The following is a 16,864-nucleotide window of genomic DNA, read 5'->3' as shown; positions in this document are numbered from 1 at the left end:
CGTCTCCGCACGTCTCCGTCCGGCTCTGGCCGGAATGCATCGAACTGATGTGGGCGTGCCGGGTCCGTCGGACGGATGGGCGAACACCAGCCAACCCTCTGCTCTCTCAAGGGCGTCTTGAGTCCGTCTCCCTACCGTCGCCTTCGGCCGCACTTGAGGGAGAGAGGTGCCACGGTGAGCGGAACTGCGCAGGGGGTCACCCCCCAGGAGATCACCCCTGAAGCGGTGGAGAACTGGCTGGTGGAGCAGATAGCCCAACGAACCCTGCTGCCGCCGGCGACGGTGTCGGTCCACCTCTGCTTCGACGAGTTCGACATCGATTCCGCGGACAGCCTGGTCATCACCACGGCTCTGGCGCACTGGCTCGGATTCGAGGTGGATCCGCGCGCCCTCGTCAGGTATCCGACGATTCGGTCCCTGGCGGGGCACCTGGCCGGCCTACGCCGTCAGGTCACAACGGGAGGTATTCCGGTCCATGGCTGAGAACCGACGGTTCGAGCCCCGCCCCGACGACATCGCTGTCGTCGGGGCCGGTTGCCGCTTCCCCGGCGGCGTGCGCGACCTGGACGGGCTGTGGCGGGTGCTGATGGACGGCGTGGACGTCGTCGCACCGGTGCCCGCCGACCGCTGGAGCGACGAATTCCACCACCCCGACCGGCACAACCCCGGCACCACTTACTGCCGTGAGGGCGGATTCCTCGACGAGATCGACCGGTTCGACGCCGACTACTTCGGCGTCTCGCCGCGTGAGGCCCGGGGCATGGACCCGCAGCAGCGGCTGCTGCTGGAGGTCTGCTCCGAGGCCATGGAGGACGCGGGTCTGCCGCGCGGCGCCTGGGAGGGCAGCCGGACCTCCGTGCACATGGGCATCCTCGGCTCCGACTATCTGCTGCTGCACGCGCGGACCTCCGGGATCCGCGCCATAGACCCTTACTTCGCCTCCGGCAAGGAGTTCAGCTTCGCCGCCGGACGCATTGCCTACACCTTCGGGCTGCACGGCCCGGCGATGACTGTCAACACCGCCTGCTCCTCCTCGCTCGTCGCCGTCCACCTCGCCTGCCAGGCACTGCGCAACGGCGAGGCCGACGCCGCCCTCGCCGGCGGCGTCAATGTGATCGTCGCGCCCGAACTCTCCGTTTTCATGGGCAAGGTGCAAGCGCTGTCCCCGACCGGACGGTGCCGCCCCTTCGACGCCCGCGCCGACGGCATCGTCCGCGGCGAGGGTTGCGGGGTCGTCGTACTCAAGCGCTACGCCGACGCGGTACGCGACCATGACCGCATCCACGGGCTGATCCGCGGTTCGGCCGTCAACCAGGACGGCCGCAGCGCCGGACTCACCGCCCCCAACGCCGTCGCGCAGCAGGACCTGTTGCGCGCGGCGCTGGCGTCGGCGTCCGTCACGCCCGAGGAGCCGGTGTTCGTCGAGGCGCACGGCACCGGCACCCCGCTCGGCGACCCGCTGGAGATCTCCGCCCTCACCGAGGTGATCGGCAGGACCCGGTCCGCCGAGTCGCCGCTGCTGGTCGGCTCGCACAAGGCGCACTTCGGGCACATGGACTCCGCCGCCGGTATCGCCGGGCTCCTCAAGACGCTGCTGGTGCTGCGCCACCGCACGGTCCCGGGCCAGATCCACCACGTCTACCCGGCGCCGATGATCGACTGGGAGTCCTCCGGCACGCTCGTCCCGGTGGAGCACGTACGGCTGCCCGGCGAGGACCGGTCACTGACCGCCGGAGTGAGCGCTTTCGGGCTCTCCGGCACCAACGCGCACGTGGTCCTCGGCAGCGCGCCCGAGCCCGCGGCCACCGAGCCCGCGGCCGACTCCGTTGCCGGACCGCACACCCTGCTGGTCTCCGCGACCACCGCCGACGGACTGCGCGCACTCGCCGCGGACTACGCCGCCCGGCTCGCCGACCCGGTCGGACCCCTCGCCGCCGCCTCCGCCGTGCGCCGCACCCAGCTCAAGCACCGGATCGCCGTCGTCGGCAAGGACGCCGCCGAACTCACCGCGGCGCTCGCCGACGCCGAGGGCAGCCGGGCCGCCGACAACCCGCCGAAGCTGGTCCACGTCTTCTCCGGACAGGGCTCGCAGTGGCCGAAGATGGGCCTCGACCTCGCCCAGAGCGAGCCCGTGGTCCGCGACACCCTCGACGACATCGACGAACTGCTGCGCGCCGAGGCCGGCTGGTCCCTGTACGACGTCCTGCGCGACGCCGACCCGGCCCGGGTGAAGGCCACCGACGTGGCCCAGCCCGCGGTGTTCGCGGTCCAGGTCGCGCTCGCCCGGCTCTGGCAGTCCTGGGGCGTCCGCCCCGACGCGGTGATCGGCCACAGCATGGGCGAGGTCGCCGCGGCCCACATGGCCGGAGCGCTCGAACTGGAGGACGCCGTACGGCTGGTGACGCACCGCGGGCGGCTGATGCACGCCGCCGCCGGCACCGGCCGGATGGCCAACGTCGAGCTCGGCGCCGACCAGGTCGCCGAGCGGCTCGCGGCCCGGCACCCCGAGGTGTGCGTCGCCACCGAGAACGGGCCCGCGTCCGTCGTCATCGCCGGACCCAAGGAGGCCGTGGAGGCCGCGGTCCGTGAACTCGCCGACGACGGTGTGAACGTGGTCGCGCTTCCCGTCGACTACGCCTTCCACTCGCCGCTGATGCAGCCGTACGCCGACGAACTGGCTTCGGTGCTCGCCGACTTGACGCCGTCCGCGCCGACCGTGCCGTTCCTGTCCACCGCGCTGCCGGGGCAGGACGTCCCGTTGGACGCGGCCTACTGGAGCGCCAACATCCGTGAGGCGGTGCGGCTGTGGCCCGTCGTCGACACGTTGCTCGCCCAGGGCGAGACGGCGTTCGTCGAGATCGGCGCGCATCCTGTGCTGGCTCGGCCGCTCCAGTCCTCGCTCGCCCATCGCGAGCGGCGCGGGCCGGTCGTCTCCTCACTGGTCCGGGGCCAGAACGGTCCCACCATGCTGGCCCGCTCCCGGGCGAAGCTGCACGAGGCGGGGGTCGAGGTCGACTGGGCCACGGCGCACGGCGCGCCGGTGCGGCCGGTGTCGCTGCCGCCGCATCGCTGGGCCGATGAGCGGTTCTGGCTGGACGGCGTGGAGCGGGGCGAGCAGGGCTCCGGACCGTCGGATCTCAGTGGGCTGCGGGCCGAGGTGCGGCTTGTGGACGCGAGCGGGAAGGTCGTGGCGGAACTCTCTGCCGACCGGCCTGAGGCCGAGGCTCCGGCTTCCGCTCCGGCAACTGTGGCTCCGGCTCCGGCTGTTGTGGCTTCCGTCGCGCCGGAGGAGCCTGTTGAGGAGTCCGCGTCGGTTTCCTACGACCGTGAGCATGTGGCTTCCACGGTTCACTCCGTGCTCATCAAGATCCTTGGGCACGGGCCGCGTAAGCGGCTGCCGCGGACGCGCGGGTTCTTCGAGCTGGGTGTCGACTCGATCTCCGTCGCGGAGTTCGGGCGCATGGTGGCGGAGAAGTTGCGGGTGCCTGTTGACGGGGCGGATGCGCTGGCGCACGGGACGATTGATGGGTTTACGGACTACATCATGACGTTGACGCCGGAGGGCTCTGAGGAGAGTGCCACGACGGGTGATCCTGTCCCTGCCGCGCCGTCTGGGCCGGTCGCGCAGTTCCCCGCGCCCCTTGGCGGCGCTGCCGAACCGGTCGTTGAAGACGTGCCGGAAGTCCCTGTGGCCCCCATCGCCTCGTCGGAGCCCGCTGTTCCTGCCCCCGAATCCGACGACGCCGTCGAACCCATCGCCGTCATCGGCATCGGATGCCGGCTGCCCGGCGGGGTTTCCGGGCCGTCGGACTTCTGGCGGCTGCTCGACGAGCGCGTCGACGCCAGTGGGTCCGTGCCCGCCGAGCGGTGGAACGCCGCCGCCCTCGACGGAGTGCCTACCCGAGGCTCGTTCCTCGGTGAGATCGACGGGTTCGACAACTCCTTCTTCCGGATCTCGCCCCGCGAGGCCCGCACCATGGACCCGCAGCAGCGGCTGTTCCTGGAGGTGGCCTGGGAGGCGCTGGAGGACGCCGGGGTGCGGGCCGACCGGATGAGCGGCAGCCGTACCGGGGTGTTCGTCGGGCTCAACACCACCGACTACCAGCAGCTGGTGACGCGCAGTCAGTCCGATGTGGACCTGTACTACGGCACCGGCAACTCCTTCAGCGCGACCTCCGGACGCATCTCGTACTTCCTGGGACTGCGCGGTCCGAGCCTCGCCGTGGACACCGCCTGCTCCTCCTCCCTCACCGCCGTGCACCTGGCCTGCCAGAGCCTGCGCGCGGGGGAGAGCAAGCTGGCGCTGGCCGGCGGCGTGAACGTGATGGCCACCCCGACGGTCTTCCTCTCCATGGGGGCGGCCGGGGCGCTCGCGCCCGACGGACGGTGCAAGACCTTCGACGACTCCGCCGACGGCTACGGCCGGGGCGAGGGCGCCGGTGTGGTCATCCTCAAGAAACTCTCGACCGCGCTGCGCGACGGTGACCGGGTGTACGCGATCATCCGCGGCAGCGCGGTCAATCAGGACGGGGCCAGCGGCGGGTTCACCGTCCCCAGCGGCACCGCCCAGGAGGAGGTCATCCTCTCCGCCCTCGACCAGGCCGGGATCGAACCGCACGAGGTGTCGTACGTCGAGGCGCACGGCACCGGCACCCGGCTCGGCGATGCCGTCGAACTGCGGGCTCTGGCAGGCGCGTTGGGCGCCGGACGCCCCGGTGACCGGCCGCTCGTGGTGGGCTCGGTGAAGACCAACGTCGGCCATCTGGAGGCCGCCGCCGGAGTCACCGGACTGATCAAGACGGTGCTGGCGCTCGGCCGGGAGCGGATCCCCGCCCAGCTCCACCTGTCCGAGCCGACCAGCCAACTGGACTGGCAGAAGCTGCCGTTGGCCGTGGCCGGCGAACCCGTGCCGTGGCCGCGCGGCGAACGGCCCCGGATCGCGGGCATCAGCGCCTTCGGCTTCACCGGCACCAACGCCCACGTCCTGGTCCAGGAGGCCCCCGAGCAGCCGGCGACCCCGGCCGCGACCGGGCCCGCACGGCCCTGTGTGCTGACCGTGTCGGCCGCGACGCCGGACGCCCTGACCGCGGCCGTGGCCCTCATGCGCGAGCGGGTGGCAGCCACCCCGGACGCTGAACTCGCCGATCTGTGCTGGACGTCGGGCGCCCGCCGGTCCCATCTCGCGCACCGGGTCACCGCCGTAGGACGTACGCGCGAGGAACTCCTCGCCGCACTGGACCGGGCCCGCCCGGTGCAGGCCCGCGACGAGGCGGCCGTGCTCTTCGTCTTCGGCCGCACCCCCGCCGACATGTCGGGCTACGAGGAAGCGCTGGCCGGCGACCCCGAGGCCGCGGAGCTCTACCGCGCGGCCCTGGCCGAGGCCCGCGAGGCGCTGCGCGCCGAACTCGGCGAGAGCGACGGCCCGGCACTCCCGGGCAGCGTGGAACACGCGGGCGAGGTCTTCGCCGGTCAACTCGCCACGACCGCGCTGTGGAAGGCGTTCGGTGTCGAGCCCGACGCGGTCGTCGGCTGGGACATCGGCGAGTACGCCGCCGCCGTCGTCGCGGGCGACCTCACCCTCCTGAACGCCGTACGGCTGCTGGCGGCCGGAGTGCCCGTGCCCGCGCAGCCCGACGGGGCGAGGGTGGCCCGTCACTCCGCCGCGAACGGCTGGTCGGGTCTGGCCAACGAGGTCATCATGTCCGGCATCGACGTCCTGCTGGACATCGGCACCGGCAGCCGCGCCATCCGCATGCTCGGCGCCGCCCTGGACGCGGCGGTGGAACCCGGCGAGACCATCCCGGTCCAGCTCACCGCGCCGCGCAAGCGCCAGCCCAGCGGCGTCGAGAAGGCCTACCTCGGCCCGGTCGACCTGCTGGAACTGGCGGCCGGCCTGCACGCCCACGGGGCGGACGTCGACTGGGACCGACTGGTCCCCGGCCCGCACCGGCCCGTGACCCTGCCCGCCTACCCCTGGCAGCGCAAGCCCTATTGGGTGGACACTCCCTACGCGGTGGAACCCCGCCCGCAGTCCGAGCCGCAGCCCGCGGCCGAGACCGCGCCGGAGCCCGCCGGTGATCTCGCCACCGAGCTGCTCGCGCTGCCGCCCGACCGGCGGGCGGAGCGGCTGGTCGACCTGCTGCTCAGGCTTGTCGCGCAGGTCCTCGGTGAAGAGGCCGATGTCTCGCCCGACCAGGGCTTCTTCGACCTCGGTATGGACTCGGTGCTCTCCCAGGACCTCAAGCAGCGCGCCGAACGCGAGCTGGGCCTGGAACTGCCCGGCACCGTCATGTTCGAGTGCCCCAATGTCACGTCCTTCGCCCGCTTCGTCCTCGACGAGGTGCTCACCGAACCGCAGGACCAGGCCGAACCCGCGGCGACGGCAGCCGCCCAGGAGCCGGCCGCGGACCTGGAAGATCCCGCAGATCTCGACGACGACGACCTGCTGAGCCGTCTCGACGACGCGCTGGCGTCGTCCGAAGCCCTGTTGACCGAGGGAGACTGACCATGACGACCCCGGACTACCGGGCCCGCCTCGTCGAAGCCGTCCGCACCATCGAGAGGCTCCAGGGCGAGCTGGCGAAGAACCGCAGCCGGCCGCTGGACGAGCCGATCGCCGTCATCGGGCTCGGCTGCCGCCTGCCCGGCGGCGCCGACGGCCCCGACTCGCTGTGGCGGATGCTGGTGGACGGCACCGACACCATCCGGGAGTTCCCGGCGGAACGCGGTGACGCCCAGGCGGTCTTCGACAGCGACCCCGACCGGCCCGGCAAGGCGTACGTCACCCAGGGCGGCTTCCTCGACGAGCGCGTGGACCGCTTCGAGCCCGGCGTCTTCGGGATCTCGCCGCGCGAGGCCGTCGGCATGGACCCGCAGCAGCGGATCGTGCTGGAGGTGGCCTGGGAGGCACTGGAGCGGGCCGGTTACGCACCGGACCGGCTGACCGGCAGCTCCACCGGCGTCTACTTCGGCGTCTCCACCACCGACTACGCCCGGCTCCGGCAGAGCGAGGGCGACATCCGCGACGTCGACGCCTACCAACTGGTCGGCGAGCCCAGCTTCGTCGCGGGCCGGATCTCCTACACCCTCGGCCTGATGGGACCGAGCAAGGTCATGGACACGACCTGCTCGTCCTCCCTGGTCGCCCTGCACGAGGCCTGCCAGGACCTGCGCACCGGCGAGTGCGACATGGCGCTCGCCGGCGGCGTGAACCTGATGCTCTCGCCGTACGGCTTCGTCATGATGAGCAAGTTCGGCGGGCTCTCCCCGGACGGCCGCTGCAAGACCTTCGACGCGAGCGCCAACGGCTATGTGCGCGGTGAGGGCGCCGGTGTGGTCGTCCTCAAGCGGTACTCCGACGCCCAGCGCGATGGCGACCCGGTGCTCGCCCTGGTGCGCGGCTCGGCCGTCAACCACGACGGCCGCAGCAGTGGCCTCACGGTGCCCAACCCGGCCGCCCAGCAGGGCGTCATCCGCGGCGCCCTGGAGCAGGCCGGGATCGCCCCCGGTGACGTGGACTACGTCGAGGCGCACGGCACCGGCACCGCGCTCGGCGACCCGATCGAACTGCGCGCCCTCCAGGCCGTGATCGGGCGCAACCGCCCGGCGGACAGCCCGCTGAAGGTCGGCTCCATCAAGACCAACATCGGTCACCTGGAGTCGGCGGCGGGCATCGCCGGTGTGCTGAAGCTGGTCCTCGCCCTCCAGCACGGCGAGCTCCCGCCGCACCTGCACTTCAACGACCCCAACCCGAACGTCGACTGGGGCAAGCTGAACGTCGAGGTCACCAAGGACGGCGGCGCCTGGGGCGACACCGGCGACCGGCCGCGCATCGGCGGCATCAGCAGCTTCGGCGCGAGCGGCACCAACGCGCACGCCGTCATCAGCGCCGTACCCGAGCGGGCCGAGCCCGTCGAGTTCGGCGGCCCCGAGGTGCTGACGCTGTCCGCGCACTCCGCGGAGGGCCTCGCCGCGCTGGCCGGACGGTACGCCGGACACCTGCGCGCCCACCCGCAGACGCCGCTCGCCGACATCAGCTGGACCAGCCAGGTCGGCCGGTCCCGGCAGCGCAACGGGCTCGCCGTCACCGGCACCGGCGCGGGTGAACTCGCCGAGGCGCTGGAGGCGTTCGCGCGCGGTGAGCGGGCCTCCGGCGTCGTCACCGCCGAACTGCCCGTCCACAAGCACCGCAAGACGGCCTGGCTGTTCACCGGCCAGGGTTCGCAGTACGCCGGAATGGCCCGCGGACTGGCCGAGGAGCCCGCCTTCCGCGGCCCCTTCGACGAGGCCGCGACCCTCTTCGACGCCCACCTGGACCGCCCGCTGGCATCCGTGGTGTGGCCGGAGCCCGGCCAGGACTCCCCGGTCGACGACACCCGCTACACCCAGCCCGCGCTGTTCGCGGTGGAGTACGCGCTCGCCCGGATGTGGCAGTCCTGGGGCCTGAAGCCCAGCGGACTGCTCGGCCACTCCATCGGCGGCATCGTCGCCGCCTGCATCGCCGGAGTCTTCGAACTGCCCGACGCCGTCCGGCTGGTCGCGGCGCGCGCCGCCCTGATGGCCGCGCTCCCGGCGGGCGGCGCGATGGCCGCCCTGGACTGCGACGAGGCGACGGCCCGCGCGGCCATCGCCGGTTACCGCGACACGGTGTCGCTGGCCGGGGTCAACGGCCCCTCCAGCGTGGTCGTCTCGGGTGCCGCCGCCGACGTGGACGCGGTGCGCACGGCGCTGGAGGCGCGCGGGACGCGCACCACCCGGCTGACCGTCAGTCACGCCTTCCACTCCCCGCTGCTGGCACCGATGCTCGCCGACTTCCGCGAGGTCGCCCAGTCGCTGACCTACCGGATGCCGACCCTGCCGCTGATCTCCGACCACACCGGACGCGCCTGGACCGCCGAGGACAGCGGCCCGGAGTACTGGGTGCGGCACGCGGCCGGCACGGTCCGCTTCCACGACGGCCTCACCGCGCTGCACGCGGAAGGGGCCCGCACCTTCCTGGAGATCGGCCCTTCCCCGGTGCTCAGCGGCATCGGGGAGCGCACCGGCCTGGACGGCGACTGCCTGTACGTGCCGTCCCTGTACAGGCCGCGGGCCGGCGCACCCGAGGACCGCACCGCCGTCCAGCGGGCGCTGGGTCTGCTGCACCTGCGCGGTGAGACCGTGGACTGGACGGCGGTGCACTCGGGTGCCGGACGCACACCGCGCCGGGTGGCCCTGCCGGTCACCCCCTGGCACGGCGAGCGCTACTGGTACGAGGAGCGCCGGGAGGCGCCCCGGGCCGCCGCCGCGGGCACTCCGGTGCCGCAGGCCGGGACCCGGCTGCACAGCGCCGTACCGACCTATGAGATCCAGCTCGACGCGCCGGACTGGGACCGCTTCGCGCGCACCGGTGCGGACGGCTTCCGGTTCCTGCCCGTCGGCTCGCTGGGCCGGGCGGCGCGGGCGGCCGCGGCGGACGCGCTCGGCGGGGTGTGGTCCTGCGTCGAGAAGCTCGACGTGGACCGGCCGCCGCCGATGGACCGGGCCGGACGGGTCCTCCAGATCACCGTCGACACCGACGAGGACGGCTGCGCGATCGTCACCCTGCACAGCCAGACCCCGGCCGAGGCGGCCGCCGGAGCGCCCTGGACCCGGCATGCCCGCGCGGTGCTGCGGCGCCGGGCGAGCACCCGCTCGCGGCACGCCGCCCCGACCCTCGCCGGACAGGAGTACGAGGACGAACTGCACTACGAGACGGCCTCGTTGTCGGACGCGCTGATCGGCGCCGTGGTCTCGGCGCGGCGTGGCGACGAGGGCGTACTGGTCGCCCTCGGCCTGGACGGTGAGGAGATCGCGGACCACGCGGTGCAGGTCTTCGACGCGGCGGTCGCGGCCGTCTCCTGGAGCGCGGGCCTGAGCAAGGCGGGCTTCGCGGGCCGGATCACCGAGGCCACGATGGAGTCCCTGGACCGCGCCCGCTACGTCCGAGCCATCGCCCAGGCGGGCAAGGAGCCCGGCACGGTCTCCGGCAGCGTCGACCTGTTCTCCGAGGACGGCGCCTACCTGGGCGGCATGCGCGAGCTGATGGTGGTCACCGAGTCCGCGACCTCGGCCCCCGCCCCGGCGCCCTGGCGGGACCCGGAGGAGCTGCTCACCCGGCTGGAGTGGCAGGAGACCGAACCGGCCGCCGCCGCACCGGACCTGTCCGGGCAGGGCTGGCTGCTGGTGCCCGACCGCACCGGCACCGCCCGCCGACTGGCCACGGCCCTCAGGGCCCTCGGCGCGCACTGCCGGATCGAGGAGTCCGGCGCCCCCGACCTCGACGACTGGCTGCGCGACCTGCCCGACGGGGTCGCCCCGCACCGGGTCGTCCTGCTGACCGGTCTGGACGCGCCGCGCCCGGACGCCGCCGACGCGGAGTCGCTGACCGCCTTCCGGGACCGTGCCGAACTGGCCGCCGTCGCCCTGGTCCAGGGCCTGACGGCCCGCGCGGCCTGCACGCGGACCGGGCTCAGCCTGGTCACCCGGGGCGCCGTGCCCGCGCTCGCCGGACAGGGCGTCACCTCGCCCTTCGCCGGGACGCTCTGGGGCCTCGGCCGGGCGATCGCGCTGGAGCACCCCGAGCACTGGGCCGGCGCGATCGACCTCGACCCGCAGGCGGGGGAGACCGACGAGGGCTCGGCGCTGGCCGCGGCGCTCGCCGACACCGCCGCCGAGGACCAGCAGGCGCTGCGCGGCGAGGCCCGCCGGGTGGCCCGGCTGGTGAAGTTCCCGCTCACCGCCGAGGAACTGCGGCGGCGGCCGACGATCGACCGCCTGGGCACCTATCTGATCACCGGTGCCTTCGGCGGCATCGGCCAGGCCCTGGCCCGCAACCTCGCCGACAGCGGCGCGGGCAAGCTCGTCCTGCTCGGCCGCACCCCACTGCCGCCCCGGCAGCGGTGGAACGACCCCACGCTCACCGGCTCGGTCCGCGAACGCGTCGACTTCGTGTCCGCGCTGGAGGAGACCGGGGTCCTGGTCGACGTGGTCGCGGCCGACGTCAACGACATCGAGGACATGCTCCCGGTGATCCAGGGCCTGGCGACCGGCCTGATGCCGCTGCGCGGAGTGGTCCACGCGGCCGGCACCTCGGTCCCGCAGTTCCTGCGGGACATCCCGGTGTCGGACCCGAGCGACTACGACGCCGTGTGGCGGCCCAAGGTGGTCGGCGGCTGGCTGCTGCACCAGCTGACCGAGGGTCTGGAGCTGGACTTCTTCCTCGGCTTCTCCTCGATCGCCGCGACCTGGGGCTCGCAGCACGTGACCAGCTACGCCGCCGCCAACTCCTTCCTCGACGCGCTCGCCGAGTACCGCCAGGCCCAGGGCCTGACCGCGCTCACCGTGAGCTGGGGACCGTGGGAGCTGACGTCGAACCTGTTCGGCGCCGACGTCGTGGAGTTCCTGACCTCCACCGGACTGCGCATGCTCTCCGCACCGCAGTGTCTGCGGCTGCTGGACGCGCTGCTGGCCCAGGGCGCTCCGCAGGCCGTGGTCTGCTCCGCCGACTGGTCGGTGTACAAGCCGGTCATGGAGGCCCGCGCCGACCGTCCGGTGCTGCGCACCGTGGAGATCGACGAGGGCATCGGATCGGGTACGTCCACGGCGGTGCTCCAGGCTCTGGAGGGCGCCGACGCGGCGGGCCGGGCGACCGTGCTGACCGGCTATCTCCAGCAGGTGCTCGGCGAGGTGCTGGCGGTGCCGCCGGAGTCGGTGCTCCCGGAGGCCGACGTGATGTCGCACGGCCTGGACTCGCTGATGGTCATGGAGGTCGTCAAGCGCTGCAAGGGCGATCTGGGCATCAGCGTGCGCCCGAGCCAGTTCTTCGAGCGGACCACGCTGGAGGACTGGGTGCGGCTGCTCGACACCGAACTCGGCGGCGAGGGCGAGGCCGCGCCGGAATCGGCCGCGGACTGGACGGAGCCGGCGCTGATCGCCGCCGACATCGACCTCGACCCGGCGATCGTCCCGGCCGGCCCGGTCGGCGCGGGCTACACCGACCCGACCGACGTCCTGCTCACCGGCGCCACCGGCTTCCTCGGGGCCTACCTCCTCGACGAGTTGCTGGCCACCACCGACGCCACCGTCCACTGCCTGGTCCGCTGCGACACACCGGAGTCGGGCCTGGCCCGGGTCCGGCAGAACCTGGAGCAGTACCTGACCTGGCGGGAGGGCGCCGACGACCGGGTCAAGGTGGTCCCCGGCGACCTGGCCAAGCCCCGACTGGGCCTGACGGACGAGGACTTCACCCGGCTCGCGGGCACCCTGGACGCGATCTACCACAACGGCGCCTGGGTCAACTTCTCCTACACCTATGAGCAGTTGCGCCCCGCCAACGTGACCGGCACCGAGGAGATCCTCCGCCTCGCCTGCTCCGGCCCGACGCAGATCCCGGTCTCGTACGTGTCGACGTACGGCATCTGGGGCATCCCCGCCGACGGCCGCACCGTGATCGCCGAGGGCGACGACATCCTCGGCGCCGGCAAGCTGGTGACCGGTTACGTCCAGACCAAGTGGGCGGCCGAACTGCTGGTCCGCCAGGCGCAGGAGCGCGGAATCCCGGTGGACATGCACCGGCCCGGCCGCGTCCTCGGCGACTCGCGCACCGGGGCCTGTCTGACCACCCACTTCACCACCCGGGTGATCAAGGGCTGTGTGCAGTTGGGAATGGCTCCCGACCTCGATCTGGAGATCGAGATGACCCCGGTGGACTACGTCACCTCGGCCCTGGTGCGGATCTCCCGCGGCGAGCACGCGTGGGGGCTGACGTACCACCTGGTCAACCGGCGCAAGGCGGCCTTCAAGGAGCTGCTGCTCGCGATGGAACGGCACGGCTGGGAGTTCCGGACGGTGCCGGTGGAGCAGTGGTGGCGGACCCTCCAGGACTCCTTCGCCGTCAACGACAACGAGCTGCACCCCGTCATGGGGGTGGTCGAGGAGTTCGTCGTCGGCGGCGAGGAGGCCATCGACTACGACGCCACGAACACCGTCCAGGGCCTGGTCGGCTCGGGGATCGCTTGTCCTCCGCTTGACGGCTCACTGCTGTCGCTGTACTTCGACTGGATGGTCCGAACTGGGTACTTGCCTGCACCGTCGGTCAGGGAGAATAATTCATGGCAGGATGAATCCATCAACGGGTGAATTCATGTCGCGGTGACGCCCCCGCCCGTGGCGGAGGCCGACCCGCACGGCCGAGCCCACGTCCGCGGCCCCCCTGCCGGGGCCGCGGAGACACGACGGAGAAAGGCATCTCCCTCCCATGACCACATCCGAAGACCGGGTCCCCGGCGGTACCGCCGTCGGAGCGGCCCCGTTAGCGAACCCCAAGCGCTGGACGGCCCTCGTCTTCATCTGTCTGGCCCAGCTCATGGTGGTTCTCGACATCACGATCGTGAACATCGCGCTGCCGGAGATGCAGGCCGACCTCGGCTTCTCGAACGAGAACCGGCAGTGGGTCGTCACCTCGTACACACTGGCCTTCGGCAGCCTTCTGCTGCTCGGCGGCCGGATCGCCGACTACACGGGTCGTAAGCGAGCTTTCCTGATCGCCCTGGCGGGCTTCGCGATCGCTTCCTGCCTGGGTGGTGCGGCCCCCAACATCGAGATGCTGCTGACCGCGCGTGCTCTCCAGGGTGTCTTCGGCGCCCTGCTGGCCCCCACCGCGCTGTCCCTGATCTCGGTGAACTTCACCGACCAGAAGGAACGGGCGAAGGCCTTCAGTATCTTCGGCAGCATCGTCGCCAGCGGTGCCGTCATCGGTCTGCTGCTCGGTGGCTTCCTCACCGAGTACCTGGACTGGACCTGGTGCATGTATGTCAACGCGCCGATCGCCGTCATCGCCGCGTTCGGTGTGATGTACCTCGGTCCGGAGCAGCGCGCCGCGGTGCGTGCCCGCTTCGACATCCCGGGCGTCCTGCTGGTCACCTCCGGCCTGGTCGCCATCGTGTACGCGTGCAGCGAGGCGGAGTCCGAGGGCTGGGGCTCCGGCCTGGTGCTCGGCCTCTTCGTGACCGGCGCGGTGCTGCTGGCCGCGTTCCTCGCTGTGGAGGCCCGCTCCAGCCACCCGCTGGTGCCCCTCCGGGTGATCGCCGACCGTACCCGGGGCAGCGCCTACCTCGCCATGGCGGTCGGCATGGTCGCCATGCTCGGCGCGCTGTTCTTCCTGACCTTCTACCTCCAGTTGGTCAAGGGGTACTCGCCGGTCGAGACCGGTCTGGCCTTCCTGCCGATGCCGGTCGGCGTGGGCATGTTCGCCGGCGGCATCTCGCCCAAGATCCTCCCCAAGGTCCCGCCGCGCGCCATCATGGTGCCCGGCATGCTCATCGCGGCCAGCGCACTGTTCTGGCTGGCGATGCTGGACGCGGACTCCTCCTACTGGGGCATGGTCATGCCCGCCCTGTACGTCCTGGGCGTGGGCATGGGCCTGCTCATCGCGCCGGCCGTCAACTACGGCACCTACAAGGTCGCCGACGAGGACGCCGGTGTCGCCTCGGGCAGCGTCAACACCGCCCAGCAGATCGGCGGTTCGATCGGTACGGCGCTGCTGAGCACGCTGGCCGCGGACGCGGCGGCCGAGTACTTCGCCGACCATGCGGCCGGGGCCAAGAGCCCCGAGCTGCTTCAGAAGGCGGCGATGGTGGAGGGCTTCACCACCGCCTTCACCTGGGCCGGCGCGATCATGGCCTGCGGTGCGGTGGTTCTGGCCGCGCTGATGAACACGCCGAAGCCTTCGCCGGGGGAGGCCCAAGGGTCTCCGATGGCGCACCTCGGCTGAGTCTTCCGTAAGGCCGCGACGGCCGGCTTCCCCCACCAGGGGAAGCCGGCCGTTCGCGTTGTGCGGGCGTGTCCCGCGGCGGCTCCCGCGAGCCCGCCGCGGGACACGCCCGCGTTCAGCGGGCGGGACGCAAGTCGGCGGGTAGAACATTTGGCTTATACATGACGTTAGTTGACGGGCGCACCCACCTATTTCCAGATCGGCCTGACCGGAATGTGAGTGACCCTTGAGCCGATGCCTCTACTTTGGCCGAAACGGAAGCCCGGAACGGCTAAATCTGGCTAAGGAGAGGCTCATGCCTTCTGCCGCCCTCCGCTCGAATCAAGCCACGTCGCCGCAGTACGACGTGGCCATCCTGGGGTCCGGCCTGGCTGGAACCACGCTGGCCGCTTGCCTCGCGCGCAACGGAGCGAAGGTGCTCGTGCTCGACGCGGGTACCCACCCCAGGTTCGCCATCGGCGAGTCCACGATCCCGTACACCTCGATGCTGATGCGGCTGGTCAGTGAGCGGTACGGGGTCCCGGAGATCAAGTGGCTGACGACCTTCGAGGCCGTGCAGTCGAAGATCTCCACCAACTGCGGCGTGAAGCGCAACTTCGGCTTCCTCTACCACCGCGAGGGCGCTCGGCAGAACCCGCTGGAGACCAGTGAGTTCCCGATCCCGAAGATCACCCACACCGAGAACCACTTCTTCCGCCAGGACACCGACGCCTGGATGGCCACCGTCGCCATCCAGTACGGCGCCGAGATCCGTCAGCAGACGAAGATCATCGACGTCGACGTCGACGACAACGGCGTGACCGTCATACCCGACAAGGGCGACCCGGTGCGGGTGAAGTTCGTGGTGGACGCCAGCGGTCACCGCTCCCCGCTGGCCCAGAAGTTCGGCCTGCGCGAGGAGCCCAGCCGGCTGCGCCACCACTCGCGGTCGCTGTTCACCCACATGGTCGGCGTCAAGCCGTACGAGGACACCGTCCCCAAGGGCACCCACCACAACCCCAGCCCGTGGAGCGAGGGGACCCTCCACCACCTCTTCGACGGCGGCTGGATGTGGGTCATCCCCTTCGACAACCACCCGCGCGCCACCAGCCCGCTGTGCAGCGTCGGCCTCAACCTGGACCCGCGCATCCACCCGCAGCCGGACTGCACGCCGGAGGAGGAGTTCCGCCGGTTCATCGCCAAGTACCCGGACATCGCCCCGCAGTTCGAGGGTGCGGTCGCGGTCCGCGACTGGGTGCGCACCGGCCGGCTCCAGTACTCCTCCAAGCAGACCGTGGGCTACCGCTGGTGCCTGACCTCGCACGCCGCCGGGTTCGTCGACGCGCTCTTCTCGCGCGGTCTGTCCAACAGCATGGAGATCATCCACGCGCTGGGCTGGCGGCTGCTGGACGCCATCAAGGACGACGACTTCTCCGTCGAGCGGTTCGAGTACGTCCAGGAGCTGGAGCAGGGCCTGCTCGACTTCAACGACGACCTGGTGTCCAACGCCTACACCTCGTTCGGCAGCTGGTTCCTGTGGAACGCCTACTTCCGGGTGTGGTCGCTCGGGCAGATCCTCGCCACCTTCGAGATCAACCGCTCCTACGCCCGCTTCCTGGAGAACCACGACCCGAAGGTCCTCGAACGCCTGGAGCGGCAGGCCCCCGACGGCGCCATCCCGGACTACGCGCCGGCCCGGGAACTGCTCAAGTCGATGAGCGAGACGGTCCAGGAGGTCCACAACGGGCACCTCGGGCACCGCGAGGCGGCCGACGCCCTCATTCAACTGCTGCGCGACGCGGACTTCGTGCCGCCCGCCTTCGGTCTCGCGGACCCCGACAACCACTGGACCGACGCGTCGACCGCCAAGATCCTCCAGACCCTGCGCTGGTCGCGGACCCAGGCCCCCAAGGAGATCGGGGACCTGACCTGGGAAGGGCTGACGCTCTTCATCAAGAAGCGGTTCGACCGCGAGGAATTCAAGATCACGGAAGAGCTCACCCACATCGCCGCGGGCTGGCCGCTGATCGGCCGCGCGCTCAGGGTGCCCCAGCCCAAGTGACCGCAGCGCACAGCGCCCCTCCTCACCTCGAC

Annotated in this window: 5 protein-coding genes; all 5 read left to right on the top strand. The window is 71.8% G+C overall.

Annotation, left to right across the window (positions count from 1 at the left end; all coding sequences use genetic code 11):
* The first annotated feature begins 174 nt into the window (after positions 1 to 174).
* The 5 genes from BN159_RS12100 (at position 175) to BN159_RS12080 (ending at position 16,832) form a co-directional block, all read left to right on the top strand.
* Positions 175 to 483, top strand: coding sequence for an acyl carrier protein (locus BN159_RS12100; protein WP_015657261.1), 309 nt, complete (start codon positions 175 to 177; stop codon positions 481 to 483).
* Positions 476 to 6,505 (top strand): type I polyketide synthase, encoded by a 6,030-nt coding sequence (locus BN159_RS12095; RefSeq protein ID WP_015657260.1) that lies wholly within the window; start codon positions 476 to 478, stop codon positions 6,503 to 6,505. The genes BN159_RS12100 and BN159_RS12095 overlap by 8 nt, the downstream gene beginning before the upstream one ends.
* 2 nt (positions 6,506 to 6,507) lie before the next feature.
* Complete coding sequence (locus BN159_RS42825) at positions 6,508 to 13,158, top strand: type I polyketide synthase (protein WP_015657259.1); 6,651 nt, start codon at positions 6,508 to 6,510, stop codon at positions 13,156 to 13,158.
* Between the two features lie 118 nt (positions 13,159 to 13,276).
* Complete coding sequence (locus tag BN159_RS12085; RefSeq protein ID WP_015657258.1) at positions 13,277 to 14,791, top strand: MFS transporter; 1,515 nt, start codon at positions 13,277 to 13,279, stop codon at positions 14,789 to 14,791.
* A 295-nt stretch (positions 14,792 to 15,086) separates the two neighbouring features.
* Positions 15,087 to 16,832, top strand: coding sequence for an NAD(P)/FAD-dependent oxidoreductase (locus BN159_RS12080; RefSeq protein WP_015657257.1), 1,746 nt, complete (start codon positions 15,087 to 15,089; stop codon positions 16,830 to 16,832).
* Positions 16,833 to 16,864 lie beyond the last annotated feature (32 nt).

The sequence above is a fragment of the Streptomyces davaonensis JCM 4913 genome (assembly GCF_000349325.1).
GTDB lineage: Bacteria > Actinomycetota > Actinomycetes > Streptomycetales > Streptomycetaceae > Streptomyces > Streptomyces davaonensis.
Note: the sequence above shows the minus strand (reverse complement) of the source record. Positions and strands in the feature narration are given on the sequence as shown.